This window comes from Pseudomonas sp. CFBP 13727 (genome assembly GCF_014841915.1).
In the GTDB taxonomy this organism is placed as follows: Bacteria; Pseudomonadota; Gammaproteobacteria; order Pseudomonadales; family Pseudomonadaceae; genus Aquipseudomonas; species Aquipseudomonas baltica.
This window is the reverse complement of sequence record NZ_JACYUT010000006.1, coordinates 1-17361: the sequence shown is the minus strand read 5'-3', so window position 1 is coordinate 17361 and position 17361 is coordinate 1. Positions and strand designations below refer to the sequence as shown.

18 protein-coding genes are annotated in these 17361 nt (G+C 65.4%); 7 read left to right on the top strand and 11 right to left on the bottom strand.

What is annotated here, in order from left to right; translation table 11 throughout:
- Positions 1-116: 116 nt before the first annotated feature.
- The 7 genes from IFT76_RS17825 to IFT76_RS17795 all read left to right on the top strand — a co-directional run bounded on the left by IFT76_RS17825 (position 117) and on the right by IFT76_RS17795 (position 8509).
- Positions 117-701, top strand: a complete 585-nt coding sequence (locus IFT76_RS17825; RefSeq protein ID WP_192059580.1) for a hypothetical protein — start codon at positions 117-119, stop codon at positions 699-701.
- Positions 702-1097 carry a hypothetical protein gene (locus IFT76_RS17820; RefSeq protein ID WP_192059578.1) on the top strand — a complete coding sequence of 132 codons (396 nt, stop codon included), beginning with the start codon at positions 702-704 and terminating at the stop codon, positions 1095-1097. It begins immediately after the preceding gene.
- Between the two features lie 17 nt (positions 1098-1114).
- Positions 1115-1846, top strand: a complete 732-nt coding sequence (locus tag IFT76_RS17815) for a molecular chaperone (protein WP_122477911.1) — start codon at positions 1115-1117, stop codon at positions 1844-1846.
- A 126-nt stretch (positions 1847-1972) separates the two neighbouring features.
- Complete coding sequence (locus IFT76_RS17810) at positions 1973-2599, top strand: response regulator transcription factor (RefSeq protein ID WP_192059576.1); 627 nt, start codon at positions 1973-1975, stop codon at positions 2597-2599.
- A 366-nt stretch (positions 2600-2965) separates the two neighbouring features.
- Positions 2966-3592 carry a response regulator transcription factor gene (locus IFT76_RS17805; RefSeq protein ID WP_122477914.1) on the top strand — a complete coding sequence of 209 codons (627 nt, stop codon included), beginning with the start codon at positions 2966-2968 and terminating at the stop codon, positions 3590-3592.
- Positions 3592-7212, top strand: coding sequence for a transporter substrate-binding domain-containing protein (locus IFT76_RS17800; RefSeq protein WP_192059574.1), 3621 nt, complete (start codon positions 3592-3594; stop codon positions 7210-7212). The genes IFT76_RS17805 and IFT76_RS17800 overlap by 1 nt, the downstream gene beginning before the upstream one ends.
- An 88-nt stretch (positions 7213-7300) precedes the next feature.
- Positions 7301-8509, top strand: coding sequence for an EAL domain-containing protein (locus IFT76_RS17795; RefSeq protein WP_163007560.1), 1209 nt, complete (start codon positions 7301-7303; stop codon positions 8507-8509).
- Between the two features lie 368 nt (positions 8510-8877).
- Here the strand turns inward: IFT76_RS17795 and modC are convergent, their stop codons facing one another.
- The 11 genes from modC to tusD form a co-directional block, all read right to left on the bottom strand.
- Positions 8878-9957: a molybdenum ABC transporter ATP-binding protein gene (modC, locus tag IFT76_RS17790; RefSeq protein WP_192059573.1), complete on the bottom strand. Its 1080-nt coding sequence runs from the start codon at positions 9955-9957 to the stop codon at positions 8878-8880.
- 4 nt (positions 9958-9961) lie between these two features.
- Positions 9962-10642, bottom strand: a complete 681-nt coding sequence (gene modB, locus IFT76_RS17785; protein WP_122477920.1) for a molybdate ABC transporter permease subunit — start codon at positions 10640-10642, stop codon at positions 9962-9964.
- Positions 10642-11391, bottom strand: a complete 750-nt coding sequence (gene modA / locus IFT76_RS17780; RefSeq protein WP_185793278.1) for a molybdate ABC transporter substrate-binding protein — start codon at positions 11389-11391, stop codon at positions 10642-10644. Before modA ends, modB begins: the two co-directional genes overlap by 1 nt.
- A gap of 115 nt (positions 11392-11506) precedes the next feature.
- On the bottom strand, positions 11507-12349 hold the full coding sequence (gene ada / locus IFT76_RS17775; RefSeq protein ID WP_122477924.1) for a bifunctional DNA-binding transcriptional regulator/O6-methylguanine-DNA methyltransferase Ada: 843 nt from the start codon (positions 12347-12349) through the stop codon (positions 11507-11509).
- Positions 12350-12422: 73 nt separating this feature from the next.
- Positions 12423-13073 carry a DNA oxidative demethylase AlkB gene (alkB, locus tag IFT76_RS17770; RefSeq protein WP_122478261.1) on the bottom strand — a complete coding sequence of 217 codons (651 nt, stop codon included), beginning with the start codon at positions 13071-13073 and terminating at the stop codon, positions 12423-12425.
- A 5-nt stretch (positions 13074-13078) separates the two neighbouring features.
- Entirely contained in the window at positions 13079-14086 is a 1008-nt protein-coding gene (locus IFT76_RS17765; protein ID WP_192059570.1) for a glutathione S-transferase family protein, read from the bottom strand.
- 432 nt (positions 14087-14518) lie between these two features.
- Positions 14519-15535 (bottom strand): glycosyl transferase family protein, encoded by a 1017-nt coding sequence (locus IFT76_RS17760; protein WP_192059568.1) that lies wholly within the window; start codon positions 15533-15535, stop codon positions 14519-14521.
- Positions 15532-15867 (bottom strand): TusE/DsrC/DsvC family sulfur relay protein, encoded by a 336-nt coding sequence (locus IFT76_RS17755; RefSeq protein ID WP_185793283.1) that lies wholly within the window; start codon positions 15865-15867, stop codon positions 15532-15534. The genes IFT76_RS17760 and IFT76_RS17755 overlap by 4 nt, the downstream gene beginning before the upstream one ends.
- Positions 15864-16157: a sulfurtransferase complex subunit TusB gene (tusB, locus tag IFT76_RS17750; RefSeq protein ID WP_192059566.1), complete on the bottom strand. Its 294-nt coding sequence runs from the start codon at positions 16155-16157 to the stop codon at positions 15864-15866. Before tusB ends, IFT76_RS17755 begins: the two co-directional genes overlap by 4 nt.
- On the bottom strand, positions 16157-16516 hold the full coding sequence (gene tusC / locus IFT76_RS17745) for a sulfurtransferase complex subunit TusC (protein WP_192059564.1): 360 nt from the start codon (positions 16514-16516) through the stop codon (positions 16157-16159). Before tusC ends, tusB begins: the two co-directional genes overlap by 1 nt.
- Before the next feature lies 1 nt (position 16517).
- The gene (gene tusD, locus IFT76_RS17740; RefSeq protein WP_192059562.1) at positions 16518-16910 is read right to left on the bottom strand and encodes a sulfurtransferase complex subunit TusD; all 393 of its coding nucleotides are present in this window, start codon (positions 16908-16910) and stop codon (positions 16518-16520) included.
- Between the last annotated feature and the right edge of the window lie 451 nt (positions 16911-17361).

Sequence of the window (17361 nt, the reverse complement as noted above, 5' to 3'; positions counted from 1 at the left end):
ACGTTGTGCTTTCTGCTGTCTACGACGCTACACAGCAAGGCTTCAGGACCACCACACCGGTTGCGCGTTTCTGCTCGCGATTTCCTGGGATGTGTCTCTCAAGCGCATCGGCCAATTTGCCTATCACGTATCGCAAGGGCACCGAGCATTCGGCGCCCGACGTCCGCGACCAGTTCTATATCCGCATGCCTACGCCGGTGACGGTACAGCTGCGCAATCAGGTAGGCGATACGCATGATGTGGTGTTCACCACGACACGCCATAGCCACCACACGCGGACCTCACCAGACGGCCCTCCCAACACCACCCCGCACAACAGTAGTTGCGCCATCAACGCCGTGGCATCGGATACCACCTGGGCGGCTGCGCTCTGGCGGCTGCGCAGCACCACCAGCGGCGCCGGTTGCTATTCGAGCAGTCACCGAGGCAGTCCCGGAGACTTGCGCAGCAGTAGGGTCACCGAGTTCGGCATCCTCTATACCCTTCAAACCCCTTCGCCATTCAGAATGAAGAACGGCCGCTACACCGGTGAAGTCACCTTCACCGTGGGCAACGGCGGGCAGATCGACCTGGGCAACCAGGTGACCGAACTCAACGACGACACCCTCACCATCAAGTTCCAGCTCGACGTGCAGCACCCCTTCATCGTGGAAACCCCGCCCGGTTCCGAGCTGGCCGTGCTCGAACCGCAGGGCGGCTGATTGAACTGGAGCGGCGGCTCGCGGACGCCACCGCGTCTGTACCGCGACCACCCCCTGCGACTGTGGTCGGCGGGCCCGTTCAAGGTGCATACCCTGTGTGAATTTCCCATGGCTGGCCAGTGTGCGATCCGCAACCCCGGCGACGACCACCGGGTGCCGGTGGAGGTTGCTCTGTCTCTGCCCAGCGGCGCCGAGCACAACGGCGCACCGGCGCGGCGAGTTGCGCTGCCGGTGGAGGCGGTGAACGCCCTGGAGTTCGACGCTCAGGCACCGCTGCTCAATCGCCCGGGCATGCTGCATTACCAGGTGGTGCAGCCTTACGTCGCGCAGATGATGCAGCGCGCCGGAGCTCGTTATGAAGGCTGGGTGCGGATTGTCTTCGATGCACAACTGTAAACAAGGAGATCCAACCCATGCACAAGACTCTGGGGGCATTGGCCCTGATGATGGCCAGTAGCGCCGTGCTCGCCGGCCCCGAGCTCAATATCGGCGCCTTCTACGACTACCTGGAAGGCCCGCGCAGTACCTTGGTCAAGCGCGTGCGCAACGGCGGCGATGCCACCGCATTCGTCAAGGTCGAAGTGGTTGAAATCATTCATCGCCCGGGCCAGCCCGATCTGGAGCGATCCCTGGAAGGCTTGCCCGTGGCCGAACGGCCCTTGATCGCCAGCCCGGCGCGGTTGATTGTGCCGGCCAACGGCATGCAAAGCGTGCGCTTGCTGCACCGTGGCGAGCGCCAGCAGGAACGTTACTTTCGCGTGCGCTTCATGCCAGTGATGCCCACCGGCAACGACGACTTCGCCATGACCGACCAGCAGGCGCAGCAGTATCGCGAGTCACTGCGAGCCGGCGTGCAGGTGCTTTCCGGTTACGGTGCGTTGCTCTTCGTACAGCCGCAGGACACCCGGTACGCCACCGATATCCGTGAAACCCCCGGCAGCCTTCAGGTGCGCAATGACGGCAACGCCACCATCGTGATGGACCACTTCAACGACTGCGATCGCAGCGGCAAAAGCTGCGCAACCGCCACCCTGCATCACGTACTGCCCGGCCTGGAACGGCGTTTCGACAAGCAACCGGGGCGCACCTACAGCTTCGAGCTGATCGAGGGTCAGGCGCGGCGAAAGGTGATCAGTGAAGGGTAGGGTGCACACAGTCGGAAACGCCCTGCGCACACTGGAGCATCTACCTACATCGCAAGCGGAAAAGTCCGGATTTGTGCCACTGGCCGATGCGCTATACAACACTCACCCACTCCAAGGAGGTGTTCCATGCGCAAGGCATTGATCGTGGATGACCATCCGTTTATCCGCGCCAGTGTCAGGACGCTGCTGGCTCAGGAGCTGCAGTACCAGGTCATCGAAAGCGGCAACAGCACCGAAGCGGTGCGGTTGTATCGCGACGAGCGGCCGGAGCTGGTCATCCTCGACCTGTCGATGCCCGGCCTCGACGGCTTCGATGTGCTCAGGCGCATGAGGGAATCGACCTCGCCGGGCAAGATCATCGTGCTCACCTCCATGCCTCCCGGCTACTACTCGATGCGCAGCATGAAAGCCGGTGCGACCGCTTTCGTCTCCAAATCCGATGCGCTCGACCAACTGCGCAAGGCAATCGCCGCGGTGCAATCGGGATACACCTATTTTCCGGACTGCACCGACGTGTCCCTGGGCCGCGTGGACAGTGACAGCACCGAGGCGGCACGAATCTCCAGCCTCACCGACCGCGAGATTCTGGTGCTGGTGAACCTGGCCAAAGGCCTGTGCAATCAGGACATCGCCCACACCATGCTGCTCAGCCACAAGACCGTCAGCACCTACAAGATGCGCATGATGCGCAAGCTGCGGCTCAACTCGGTGATGGAAATGACGGACCTGGCCAGGCGTCACGAATTGATCTGAGCCCCGTGCCGAAACGGTCGGCTCCGTAGGAGATTTCGCCGAAAGCTTGGGAAATGTCCGGCTTCAATGTCATCCCGGCGCGGCAATACTGCTGCCGCCGAACAAGGAGGGCGACACGGGCACGGACATCCTACGGTGTGCGGGAAAATTTCCTTCAGGTATCCCGGAACCTTCCCATCGCTAATTCAGAATTTGACGACCGACTTCGGCCTGAATTTACGGAACACTCCTACGGTAGATGGCCTCGTCTGCGCTTGACAGCTGTCTCCTGATCCAGAACCAACAGAGTCGATGCAGCACGCTGCAAAGGAAGCCCGCGCCGGGCATGCAAGCGCCGTCCCGCGCTCACGCACTCAGGAGAAAGACATGCGTACAGCACTGATAATCGATGATCACCCGTTCATTCGATCGAGCGTCAAACTCTTGCTCAAACAGGAACGCTTCAGCGTAGTGGCGGAGGCCCAGGACGGTGTCGACGGAGTCCTGATGGCAAAGACTCACCACCCCGACCTGATCGTCCTGGATATTTCCCTTCCCGGGCTGGACGGCATGGAAGTCATCGCCAGAATCAAGGAGCTGGGAACCAGCAGCCGGATCGTCATTCTCACTTCCCAGGCCGCCGAGCACTTCTCCCTGCGCTGCATGAAGCTGGGCGCCATGGGCTATGTGTCCAAGCGTGATGACCTCAACGAGCTGCGCAAGGCGGTGACGGCCATCGGCTCCGGGTTCACCTATTTTCCGGTCGTGGCTTTCAGCTCGGTGCGCAGCAGTGACGGGCTGGGCAGCGAAACGGAGTGCATCGCGCGCCTGACCAATCGCGAGCTGACCATCCTCCAGCACCTGGCTCGCGGGCTGAGCAACAAGGCCATCGGCGAATTGATGCTGCTGAGCAACAAGACCGTGAGCACCTACAAGTTCCGCCTGATGGACAAGCTGCAGATGAGCTCGCTGGTGGAACTGGCCGAGCTCGCCAAACGTAACTTCCTGGTGTGATGAGCCTGATCGCGTGGGTCGGCCGCAGCACTCGCTGGGTGCTGGTGTGGCTGGCCGGCACGGCACTCGCCCATGCCCAGCTGCTGCCGTTGCACGGACGCTCGCAGCCCGAGCCGGCCTGGTTCGAACGGTTGCACATGCAACTGGCCGACCGCGACCGACAGTGGCTGCGCGCACGACGCGTTTTGCGCGTCGCCGTGAGCCGTCCGGACTACGGCCCTTTCGACCTTTCCGCCAATGGCGGCAGCTATGAGGGAATCAGCGCCGACTACCTGGCGCTGGTGGCTCGGCTGCTCGAACTGGATGTCGAGGTGCAGGCCTATCCTTCCCGCGAGCTTGCGCTTGCCGCGCTCGAAGCGGGCGAGGTGCAAGTGTTGGGCACCACCAGCCGCCGTGAAGCCTTGCGTCACGGCCTGCTGCTTTCCGACGCCTACATACAGGATCGGCCCGTGCTCGCCATGCGACCCGGCCAGTCGCTCGACGCGACCGCGCCGCTGCGCATTGCCCTGGTGCGCGATCACGTCGCGGCGAGCGAGGTCCGCGAACGCTTCCCGGAGGCCCAGCTGCAATTGCATCCGACACCCTCGAACGCCCTGGCAGCGGTGGCCTATCAGCAGGCTGATCTGTTCGTCGGTAACGCGCTGGCGGTGTTCCACCAGGCCGACGGCAGCCAGCTGCCCGGCCTGCGCCTGCAATCGGCCGAGGGCATTGGCGGCAATGCTTTCGGCTTCGCCGTGAACCCACGCGATGCGCGTCTGCTGCGCCTGCTCGACAAGGCCCTGGCGGTGGTGCCCGACGAGGCCCGGGCGGCCATCGCCCGGCGCTGGAGCGTCGAGCGCCCGCGCGTGGCGGAACCGGCTGCACTGCCCCTGACCGCCACGCAGCGCCAATGGCTGGCCGGGCGTACCGAACTGCGGGTGCTGATGGATCCGCGCTTCGTGCCGGTCAGCTACCGTGACGATCAGGGCCGCTTCGCCGGCGTGGCCGCCGACGTGCTGCACCAGATCGCGCGGCGCACCGGGCTCGCCATCGAGGTGATCGAAAGCACCTCGCTCACGCGCATGAGCGAAATGATCGAGCGCGGCGAGGCCGATCTGATCGCCGCGATGATTCCCAGCCCGGAGCGCCAGACTCGCCTGGCGTTCAGCCGCGGCTACCTGAGCAGCTCCCCGGTGCTGGTCACGCGGGAGGGCGGGCGCGGGCCGGTTTCGCTGGAACAATCGGCGGGCAAGCGGGTGGTGCTGGTGGAGGGCAGCCTGCTGCATGAGTGGCTGCAGGAACACTACCCCTCGATCAACCGCCTGCGCGCCGCAAGCTCCGCCGAGGCCCTGGCCATGCTCGACCGCGGTCAGGCCGACGCGGCGGTGCTGCCATTGATCGCGGCGCGCTACATGATCGCGCGGCAGTACCGTGATCGGCTGCGCGTCAGCGCGGCGCTGCCGGTGGCGCCGGTACATTTCGCGTTCGCCGTCTCGCCCCGGGCCCAGGTGTTGCAGTCGATCCTCGACAGCGCCCTGCAGGACATTCCGCCGCCACACATGAGCGAGCTGACGCGCCATTGGCGCACCGAGATGATCGTCGCCGATGGCCTTTGGCAACGTTACCGCGGGGCCATCATCCAGGGGTTCGCCGCCGCCTCGCTATTGTTGCTGCTGGCACTGGGCTGGGTCAGCTACCTCAAGCGTCTGATCCGCCAGCGGGTCGATGCCGAACGGGCCCTGACCACACAGCTGGAGTTCATGCGGGTAATGATCGACGGCACACCCCATCCGATCTACATCCGAGATCGCCAGGCACGCCTGATCAATTGCAACACCAGTTACCTGCAAGCCCTGGGTGTCACCCGCGAGGCGATCCTGAACAAGCCGCTGACCGGCTATGGCCTGCTCGAAGAACGGCACGCCCAGCTGGCCCAGGACGCGTATCTGCAAGCCATGGAGCGCGGCGAGCCAGTGGTCGAGGATCGCACGCTGACCTTGCCGTCGGGCGAGGTGCTGATCATTCACCACTGGATGCTGCCGTACCGCGGCGGCGACGGACGAATCCAGGGGCTGATCGCCGGGTGGGTCGACATCACCGAGCGCCAGCGTCTGTGCCAGGCGTACCGTGACGCCCAGGCGCAGGCCGAAGCGGCCAACCAGGCCAAGACCACCTTCCTGGCAACCATGAGCCATGAAATCCGCACGCCGATGAACGCCGTGCTGGGCATGCTCGAACTGGCCCTGAAGAAAGCCGAGCAGGGCATGCTCGACAAGCCTGCGCTGGAGGTTGCCTCGCAGTCGGCCAACGGTCTGCTGGCGTTGATCGGGGATATTCTCGATGTCACGCGCATCGAGGCCGGTCGCCTGGAACTGCTGCCGGCGCCGTGCCAGTTGGGGCAACTGGCCGGTGAAACCGTGGGGCTGTTCCAGGCCCAGGCGCGGGAGAAATACCTGCGGCTCAAGCTGGAGGTGCTTGGTGCCCCCGACACCTGGCTCAGCGTCGACCCGGTGCGGTTCAAGCAGATCATCGCCAACCTGCTGAGCAACGCCATCAAGTTCACCCGCGAGGGGCAGGTCTCGGTGGTGCTCGGGGTCTGGCCGCAGGCGCACGGCGCGCGAGTCGAACTGAGTGTGGAGGACAGCGGGCAGGGCATTGCCCAGGCCGACCTGTTGCGCCTGGGCGCGCCTTATCGACAGGCCGCCGGTGGCCGCGGCAGCCGCGTCGGTGCCGGTCTGGGCTTGAGTATCTGCCGCAGCCTGGCCGACCTGATGGGTGGCAGGCTGGAATTGCACAGTGTGCTTGGCTGCGGCACGCGGGTGCAGCTGCAGTTCGACGCGGTGCCTGGCGCGAACGCACCGCCGTCGGCCGCTCGCGAGCCTGCGCGCATTGACCTGCCGGCGTTGCAGGTGCTGGTGGTCGACGACTACCCCGCCAATCGGGTGCTGCTGGAGCGCCAACTGACATTCCTCGGCCACCGCGTAACGGTAGCCGAGCACGGTGCCGCCGGGTTGCGCGCCTGGTTGCGCGGCGCCTACGACGTGGTCATCAGCGACTGCAACATGCCCGGCATCAATGGCTATCAGTTGGTCAAGGCGGTGCGTGAGCACGAACGGCGCAAGCATCAGGAACCGTGCCTGTTCCTCGGTTGTACGGCGAATGCCCAGATCAGCGAGCGCCGCCGTTGCCTGCAGCAAGGCATGGATGACTGCTTGTTCAAACCGTTGAGCCTGGAAACCCTGGCACTGCACCTGGACCCGCACCGCGCCCGTCGCATGCTCGGTGCGCCGGAAGACGACGTCGACCTGGGCAGTCTCGATCAGCTCACCGGCGGCGATGCCAGCCTGTTGCTGCGCCTGCTCGATGATCTGGCCGAGAGCAATCTGCAGGACCTCAAGCGCCTGCATTCGCTGTCTCAGCCCTACCAGACCGGCGAAGTCGCCGACCTGGTGCACCGGATCAAGGGCGGGGCCCGCATCGTTCGGGCGCGACGCCTACTGGCGGCCTGCGAAGCCCTGGAACAGGCCTGCACGGCAAGCTCTTCGGTTGAGCGGATGCGGCGTGGCGTCGACGATCTGGCAGCGGCCATGGTTGGCCTCGATGACTACCTGGCACGGCACGGCACATCCGGCAAACCGTAGGAATTTTCCGATGCGTATTGGGAAATTGCCTGCATCCCGGTCATTGCACGGAGTTGAACATAGGCATGAAGAAACAGGGGAAGTGATCGTGTCAGACATCAAGCCAACGGTGTTACTCGTCGAAAGTCATGGGTTCCAGCGTGCGATCGCGGTGCAGATGCTCAGCCAGTTGGGTTGCTCGTGCGTGTACCAGGCGCAGACCAGCGAGCAGGCGCTGCAGTTGCTGCGCGAGCACCAGCCCATCGATGTGCTGGTGTGCAACGTCGACGTGCTGGGCGTGGGTGCATTGCGCATCATCCAGGAAGCGGTTACCCGCAAGCGTGTGCGCGCCGTGCTGATCGGCGGCGGGATCGAGCCGGAAGTGCGCACCGGGCTGTACCAGTGGGTGTCGATGCTCGGCCTGGAGTACCTGGTCGACGCTGGCAGCCCGTTGGACTTCAACCGCTTGCAGCGATTCTTCGAAGCCTTGAACACGCCTCGCGGCGCGCTGGTGCCAGCGCCTGCAAAGGTGCGGATCGGGCGCGTGGAGGTGCAGGCGGCGATCGCTGGCGGCCAGTTCGAGGTGTGCTTCCTGCCGCGCTGCACGGTGGCCGACGGACGCATCCGCAGCGTCGATGCGCAACTGAGCTGGCAGCATCCACGGCATGGCCTGCTGGCCATGCCGCAGTTCTGCCCGGCGGTGGAGCGGGCCGGGCTGGGCAATGCGTTGCTGCTGTACATGGCCGAGCAGGCGGTCGAGGTCCAGCAGCAGCTTGCCCAAGCCGGATTGCAGGTGGGCCTGAGCCTGGGTATGCGGCTCGAACAACTCGGTCACCAGCCGCTGATGAACGAGTTGCTGGGCATATTGCGTGGGCACCTGACCGGCAAGCACCGCGTGGCACTGGAGCTCAGCCATGTCGGCCTGGCCCGGCCCAAGGCGGAATACCTGGAAACCCTGTTGCGCGTGCGGTTGATGGGCTGTGACCTGGGCATGCAGGGGTTCGGTTTCGGCGGTGCCTCGCTGCAGCGCCTGTGTCAGTGGCCGATCAACCAGCTGCGTCTGGCGTCACCCTTTCTGCTGGAAGCCCCGCACCAGTCGCGCCATTTGGCGGTGGTGCAGCACATGTCGGTCGCCGCGCGCACCCTGGGTATCGAACTGACGGTGGCGGGGGTGCAGAGTGCGGTGCATCATCTGCTGTTGTTCGACCTCGGCTGCCTGCGCGGACAGGGCGACTACTTCGCCAAGCCGCTGAGCGCCGACGCGCTGCGCGAACGTCTCCAGCAACCGAAAACGCTGCAACCGATACGCCGGGAGTAGCCCCGTCCGCGTGCGCGTGACCTGTAGCAGCGGCGCAAGCCGCGTCCGNGGCGCTGCGGAGTGTCAGGTGGGTTGCGTGCGCCAATGACGCGGCTAGCGCCGCTGCTACAGGGGATCGCGGTCTGTAGCAGCGGCGCAAGCCGCGTCCGGGGGCGCTGCGGAGTGTCAGGTGGGTTGCGTGCGCCAATGACGCGGCTAGCGCCGCTGCTACAGGGGATCGCGGTCTGTAGCAGCGGCGCAAGCCGCGTCCGGGTGCGCTGCGGAGTGTCAGGTGGATCGCATGCGCAGATGACGCGGCTAGCGCCGCTGCTACAGGGGATCGCGGTCTGTAGCAGCGGCGCAAGCCGCGTCCGGGTGCGCTGCAGTGCTCAGGCCAATACCGCCACGGCCTTGATCTGCGCCCACGCCTGCAGGCCCGCCACCACCCCTAACTGATCCGCCGAATAACGGGTGATTCGCGCCAGGATCACTGTCTCGCCGGCGCGCAGACTCAGCTGCACGTGGGCCGGATTGTGCGCTGTCGACACCTGCTCGACGGTGACGGCGAAACGATTGAGGATGCTGCTGGCGTCGTCCGGGCTCAGGCTGAGGCTGACGTCACGGGCCTGGATCTTGACCCGCAGGCGGTCGCCAACCGTCCGAGGGGTATGGGCGACGCGCAGCGGTTCGACGGCCCCCGGCAGTTGCAGGGACAGCAGCTGATAGACCGGATCGTAGCCGCGGACCGTGGCCTGCACTACCACACCTGCGTCGGCTTCGCGCGCCATGGGCAGATCGAGGCGCTCCAGCGTCGGCCCCAGCGGCCCGCTGCCCAGCACGCGGCCCTCCTGCAGCACCACCAGATGGTCGGCCAGTCGCGCGACCTCATCCTGGGCATGGCTGACGTACACCACGGGAATGTCCAGTTCGTCATGCAACCGTTCCAGATAGGGCAGGATCTCGGCCTTGCGGCGGCTGTCCAGCGCCGCCAGCGGCTCGTCCATCAGCAGCAGCCCGGGGCTGGTCAGCAGCGCGCGGGCGATGCCGACGCGCTGCCGTTCGCCGCCGGACAGGTTGGCCGGCTGGCGTTCCAGCAGATGTTCTATGCCAAGCAGGTCGCACGCCTGATCGAGCGCGACCTTGCGTTGACCAGGCTTGATCCGCCGCCAGCCGTATTCAAGATTGCCGCGCACCGACAGGTGCTCGAACAGGCTGGCTTCCTGGAATACATAGCCGAGCGCACGTTTGTGCGGCGCCAGGAAAATTCCCCTGGCGCTGTCCTGCCAGACCTCGCCATTGACTTCGATGCAGGCATCGGGCGCTTTCACCAACCCGGCCAGGCAGCGCAGGCAGGTGGTCTTGCCGGATCCGGAGTCACCGAACAGCGCGCTGACACCACGTCCGGGCAGTTGCAGGTCGACGTCCAGCGAAAACGCGCCATAGGTCATGTCGATACGGGCACGGATCATTCCATCAACTCCACGCCGAGCGCGATTGACGGCCGCGGTGCAGCAACAGCAGCACGGCGAAGGAAAACACCAGCATGGCGCCGGCCAGCCAGTGCGCCTGGGCGTATTCCATGGCTTCGACATGGTCGAAGATCTGCACCGACACCACCCGCGTCTTGTCCGGTATGTTGCCGCCGATCATCAGTACCACGCCGAATTCACCCACGGTATGGGCAAAGCCCAGAATGCTGGCCGTGACGAAACCAGGCTTGGCCTGCGGCAGCACCACGGTGAAGAAACAATCCCAAGGGCTTGCACGCAAGGTCGCGGCCACTTCCAGAGGTCGCTCGCCAATGGCCTTGAAAGCGTTCTGCAACGGCTGGACCACGAAAGGCATGGAGTAGATCACCGAACCGATCACCAGCCCGGTGAAGCTGAACACCACCGAGCCCAGACCCAGCGCTTGCGTTGCCTGGCCGATGAAACCGTGGGGACCCAGCAGCAGCAACAGGTAGAAACCGATGACCGTCGGCGGCAATACCAGGGGCAGCGCCACCACTGCGCCGACAGCGCCGCGCCAGGGCGACGCGGTGCGCGCCAGCCACCAGGCGACGGGCGTACCGACCAGCAGCAGAATCACCGTGGTCAGGCTGGCCAGCTTCACCGTCAGCCAGATCGCACCCAGGTCGCTGGCGTCCAGCGGCATCAGATCTGGTAGCCGTACGACTTGATGATGGCCGCAGCTGCCGGGCCTTTCAGGTATTGCATGAGCGCCTTGGCGGCTTCGCTGTCACGACCTTTGTTGAGAATCACCGCGTCCTGCTTGATCGGATCATGCAAGGCGGCCGGGACGATCCAGGCCGATCCTTGTTCGACTTTGCCATCCTTGTAGATCTGCGACAGTGCCACGAAACCCAGCTCGGCATTGCCGGTCGAGACGAACTGGAAGGCCTGGGTGATGTTCTGCCCTTCGACCAGTTTGGGCTGGGTGGCCTGAGTCAGGTTCATCTTCGCCAACACCTGGGTCGCCGCCAGCCCGTAGGGCGCGGCCTTGGGGTTGGCGATGGACAGGTGCTGATAGCTGTTGCCCTTGAGCACGGCGCCTTCGGCGTCGACGTAGCCAGGCTTGGCCGACCACAGCGCCAGGGTGCCGGTGGCGTAGGTAAAACGTGAGCCCGGAACGGTTTCCTGCTCGCTTTCCAGTTTTGCCGGGGTGCTGTCGTCGGCGGCCAGGAACACTTCGAACGGCGCGCCGTTCTTGATCTGGGTATAGAACTGGCCGGTCGAGCCATAGGCGGCGACGAGCTTGTGCCCGGTGTCGGCCTCGAAGGCTTTGGCGATGGCCTGTATGGGGGCGGTGAAATTGGCGGCGACAGCCACCTGTACCTCATCGGCGTACGCACTGTTGAGGGCCATGGCGGCGCCGAGGGCAAGCAGGCGAGTGGTGAACTTCATTGGACGGCGCTCTGTGGGAAAAAAGACTACCGTCATATAGCAAAATATATAGCGCTTTGCCAGTCCTGCACGCTGTTGTCCGCAGCCTGCGAGAAGTCCACTGACGAGATCGGCGTCAAGGCGTGTCAGGCCGACGCTCGCGCTCGAGCAGTTCGCGCTTGCGCTCGATACCCCAGCGGTATCCGGAAAGCCCACCGTCGGTGCGTACCACTCGATGACAGGGCACCGCCACGGCCAGGGCGTTCGCCGCGCAGGCCCCGGCCACCGCACGTACCGCGCTCGGCGCGCCGATGCTGGCCGCAACCTGCGCGTAGCTGGCGGTAGTGCCCGGTTCGATCTTGCCCAGCGCTTGCCATACCCGTTGCTGGAAAGCCGTGCCGCGAATGTCCAGGGGCAAGTCCAGACCCGCCCTCGGCGCCTCGATGAAGCCCAGCACCTTGGCCACGATCGCTTCGAAGTCTGAGTCGGCGCCTATCAGTGCTGCCTTGGGAAAGCGCCGTTGCAGATCATCGAGCAAGGCTTGCGGCTCGTCACCGAGCAGGATCGCGCACACACCGCGCTCGCTGCAGGCCACTAGCACCGCGCCCAGGCTGCATTGGGCAAGGGCGAAATGGATCGAAGCCTTGCTGCCCCCTTGGCGGAACGCCGCCGGGGTCATGCCGAGCATGCCGTTGGCGGCCTCGTAGAACCGCCCGGATGAATTGAAGCCGCTGGCGTACAGGGTTTCGGTGACGGATTTGCCCTGCTGAAGCTGCTCGCGGACCTTCTGCGCCCGTCGGGCACTGGCGTAGCTGCGCGGCGTCAGCCCGGTCACGGCCTTGAACACCCGGTGGAAGTGCCATGGGCTCAAGCCGGCCCGTTCGGCCAGCGCGCTCAACTCGGGCGGAGCGTCGCTGGCCTCGATCTGGCGGCAGGCGGCGGCAACCAGTTGGCTGTGGTGAGCGGTAGGGGTGGGCATGGCGCGATTCCGTGGATCGTCGAAGCAGCCATGTTAGCCGTTGCTGCGGGCACTGACACTCCGCTGCTTGCGCTCAGCCAGCCTTGCGCAGGGTGAAGTTGATCCGTTGTGGGCCCATCACCGGGTGCACGCCTTCCTTGAGCGGCAGCACGCCGTGAAAGCGCAGACGGTCGACACCGCCCCATACCATCACATCGCCGTGCAGCAGGGGCACGCGCAGCGGGCGGTCGCTGCGCTGCAGGCCGCCGAGCTGGAACATCGCCGCGAGGCCCAGTGAAACCGAAACGATGGGCGCGCCGTAGTCACGTTCATCGCGATCCTGGTGCAGGGACATCCTGGCGCCCGGCACGTAGCGGTTGAGCAGGCAGGCATCGGGTATGAAATCATCGAAACCGGCCGCTGCCGCTGCTTCCCGAGCCAGCGTGCGCAGCACCTCGGGCAGCACCGGCCACGGGCGGCCGGTGAGAGGATCGTCGCTGACGTAGCGATATCCTCGCGCATCCGTGCTCCAACCGAACTGCCCGCAGTTGCTCAACGCCACCGACATGGTGTGCCCACCGGGCGTTTCCATGCGCCGAAACGGGGCTGCCCTGAGCACTTCGCGCAAGGCCGGCAGGATGTCGTCCAGCCAGGGCAGGGCGAAGCCACGCAGGACGAAGGTCTGCTCGCCCAGGGATTCGCGACGACTGGGTTGTTGTGGCTCATCGAACAGTGAGGACTGCACCGGGCTCACCCCTCGCCGTGTTGCCAGATACCCCGGCCGTGAAGGCGCTCACGGTCATGGGCAGCGTTGAAATCCTGCGCGGGCCCCTTGGGCACGATACCGGTCGGGTTGATGGTCGGATGACTGGTGTAGTAGTGGCCTTTGATGTGTTCGAAGTCCACCGTCTGGGCGATGCCCGGCCATTGGTACAGCTCGCGCAGCCAGTTCGACAGGTTCGGATAATCGGCGATGCGCCGCAGGTTGCACTTGAAGTGTCCGTGGTACACCGCGTCGAAGCGGATCAGGCTGGTGAACAGGCGCCAGTCGGCTTCGGTCAGGGACTCCCCGGTCAGGTAGCGCTGGGTGTCCAGCGTGGCTTCGAGGCGGTCGAGTTCGGCGAATACATCGTCGAACGCACTGGCGTAAGCCTGCTGCGAAGTGGCAAAGCCGGCGCGGTAGACGCCGTTGTTCACATTCGGGTAAACCGCGTCGTTGACGCGGTCTATGGCTGGGCGCAGCGACTCGGGATAGAGGTCCAGGCGATTGCCGGTGAGGGCATCGAAGGCGCTGTTGAACATGCGAATGATCTCGGCCGACTCGTTGCTGACGATACGGCTCTGCTGCTTGTCCCACAGCACCGGCACCGTGACTCGGCCGGTGTAGCGCGGATCGTCGCGGGTGTAGCGTTCGTGCAGGTAGCGCAAAGGCTCGAGGTGATCACCGCTCGAGCCTGTCTGGCTGTCGAACGTCCAGCCGTGCTCGCCCATGTGCCAGCTCACCACCGATACGTCGATCAGCGTTTCCAGGGCCTTGAGCTTGCGCACGATCAGGGTGCGATGGGCCCACGGGCACGCCAGCGAGACGTACAGATGGTAGCGACCGGCTTCGGCCTTGAAGCCGCCCTGGCCACTGGGGCCGGGTTGGCCGTCGGCCGTGACCCAATGGCGGCGCTGCGAGGTCTCGCGCTGAAACGCGCCGTCCTCGCTGCTTTCGTACCACTGGTCGTGCCAGCGTCCTTCGATCAGCAAACCCATGGTCGTCTCCCGAGTGCGTATCGGCGAACTGTATCACGCTGCTCCGCCGCAGCGGCCCATACCAGGTGTACCGCCGACGCGGCTCGCGCCGCTGCTACACGCGTAATCAGGGCACAGCGCGTGTACCGCTGACGCGGCTCGCGCCGCTGCTACACGCGTAATCAGGGCACAGCGCGTGTACCGCTGACGCGGCTTGCGCCGCTGCTACATGGGTATTCCGGGCACAGCGCGTGTACCGCTGACGCGGTTGCGCCGCTGCTACACAGGTATTCCGGGCACACCGTATGTACCGCCGACGCGGCTTGCGCCGCTGCTACATACGCGCCGCGATTCTCCGTAGGAGCGGTCAGTGGCCGCGAAACTGGCGCCGCGATGGATCAGGCAAGCCGCAGGGCCTGTTTCGCGGCCACAGACCTCCCACAGAGGGCGCTGTCAGCTCTTCTTCGTGCACGCCGCCAGGTCGCGCGCTGCCCACAGCGCGCGGGCTTCGTCGAAGGCCTGCTCGCGGGAGCTGCCCAGCCCTCGCAGGGCCAGGGCCATGGTGGAGATCAAGGCCATTTCGCCGTAGCTGTCCTGGCGCTCACCCTGCCAGAACTCAACCAGGTGGCCGACTTCGAGAGTCGGCGGCTTCACGTGGCGCTGGGCGGCCAGGGCAGGCCATTCCTCATCCCAGGGCAGGTGGTCGCCGGTGCCATAGAGATGGCTGGCGCTGTCCGGGTTGATCTCGATTTCGCCACCGTCGCCCTTGACCACGATCGCCGTGTCGCCGAGCAGGCTGCTGGCATCGCGATGCACTGCCTGGTAGCCCGGGTGGAAGATGCTCTGCAGGCCACAGCGTGCCCCGAGCGGGTTGAGAATCCGCGCCAGCGAATGAATGGGCGAGCGCAGGCCCAAGGTGTTGCGCAGGTCGATCATGCGTTGCAGTGGCGCTGCCCAGTCCATCAACGGGGAAAACGCCAGGCCGTGCTGGTCGAGCGCCTGGCCGACGGCATCCCAGTCCCGACACAGCGCGATGTTCAAGGTGCCGAGCAATTGTTCGCTGTACAGCCGCCCGGCGGTGTGGGCGCCCGCGCCGTGCATGAATATGCGCCGGCCGCTGCCGCCCAGGCATTTCGCAGCCAGCAGGTACCACGGCAAGTGGCGCTTCTTGCCAGCGTAGGTCGGCCAGTCCAGATCGACCGCCAGCGCCGGCGCCTGCAGGCGTTCGCGCAGGGCGAGGGTGAAACCGGCGAGTTCCTCGGCGCTTTCTTCCTTGTGTCGCAGCAGCATCAGGAAGGCGCCCAGCTGTGTGTCTTCCACCCGGCCATCGAGCAGCATGCCCATGGCCTCGCGGGCCTCCTCACCGGTGAGGTTGCGTGCGCCGCGCTTGCCCTTGCCCAGGGCTCGCACGAATTGGGCGAACGGGTGCTCTTCGGGGGTTTCCAGCATCAGTGCAGGGTAGTCGGTCATATGCAATTGGTCGGTTTGGGCAGGCCCGCCAGCTTGGCAGCGAGTTTGGCAGGAGTGCCATTGAACAGGCGATTGAGGTGCAGACTGTTGCCCTTGTCAGCGCCCAGTTGCTGCGCCACGTACTTGATCAGCGGCCGGGTGGCAGGCGAAAGCTGGTACTGGGCATGGAAGCGGCGCAGCAGCTCGATGATCTGCCAGTGGTCAGGGGTCAGTTGCAGATCCTCGGCGCCGGCCAGCGCCTGGGCGACTTGCGGACTCCAGTCGGCGAGCGACTGCAGGTAGCCGTCCTGATCCAGCGCGATGCTGCGCCCGTCGACGATGAGTGTCGTCATAGCCAGCTATTGACCTTTTCATAGGCCAGCGTCAGCTCGACGAACGCCGGGTAATCGAGCAGCTCGACCCCGGGGTTGTTCGGCAAAGCGCGTGCCTGCGCATCTTCGGCCAGGGCAAAGACGGCGACGCCGGCGCTCGCCAGCGCTGCCCAGGGCTCGCTGCCGGGCGCCAGGGCGTAGACCGCATCGCCGCTGAGCAGAATGGCGTCGTCGTCGCCCAGCAGACGCAGGCAACTGTACAGGCGCTGGTCGCTGAACGGCGAGTGTGACAATACGTGAAGAGTACTCATTACAAGGTCACCACAAGGTCGAAGCGCGCCAGCAGCTCGCGCAATTGCGCATCTGCAAGTGCCTGGGCGGGCAGGGCCAGCCCCGAGGAGGCCAGGCCACGTTGGGCAAGGCTGGCGCTGCAGACGAATACCTCGTCGACACCGAACAGCGGCAGCGCCTGCAGATTGGCCGCCAGGTTCTTTTGTTGCAGAACAGCCGGCGCCTGGGTGTCCAGCAGTTGGTAGACACCGTCGTCGAGAAACAGCATGGCCAGCGGCAGGTCATAGGCACCGCCGGCCAGAGCGATGTCCAGCGCCTCGCGCGCGGCGGGGCCTGCCCAGGGGGCTTGGCGGCTGATGATCAGCATGGACTTGGCCATGTCAATGGCCCCCGAAGCTGACGAGCCGATCGGCCTGCTGGGCGGCTTCGTGCAATTGCCCCAGCCCGGACAGCTGCCAGGGTTGGCTCAGGTTGGCGGCCGGGCGCTGGTAGCGACGTGCTTCTTCTTCGTCGAGCACGCCGCGCCGCAGGGCCGCGGCGATGCACACCACCGCGTCTATCTGATGTTCGACGACGAACGCGCGCCACTGCGCCGCCGTGTCGGTTTCATCCTGGGCGGTGACGATGTTGCTGGAAGCCGTGTGCACGCCGTCCTGGTAGAAGAACACCCGCAGCAGTTGATGGCCTTGAGCCAAGACCGCTCGGGCGAATAGCAGCGCGCGCCGCGAGGCCGGCGAGTGGGCGGGCGAATAGACAGCGATGGCAAACTTCATGGTCGGCTCTGGTGTGGAACTGTGGCCATGATAAAGGCTGCCTTCGCAAAAAGCCTAGCAAGAAGCGCCGCGCGGGGAATCAGTGCTCGCACATTTCCCGTGGGAGCGGTCAGCGGCCGCGAAAAGGGCGCCGCCGATGGGCTGATACACCCCGGCCCCCGGTTCGCGGCCACGGACCGCTCCTACAGAGGTTGTCCATGGTTGCCAAGGATGCGTTTCCCGTAGGAGCGGTCAGCGGCCGCGAAAAGGCGCCGCCGATGGGCTGATGCACCTCGGCCCCCGGTTCGCGGCCACGGACCGCTCCTACAGAGGTTGTCCATGGTTGCCAAGGATGTGTTTCCCGTAGGAGCGGTCAGCGGCCGCGAAAAGGGCGCCGCCGATGGGCTGATACACCTCGGTCCCCGGTTCGCGGCCACGGACCGCTCCTACAGAGGTTGTCCATGGTTGCCAA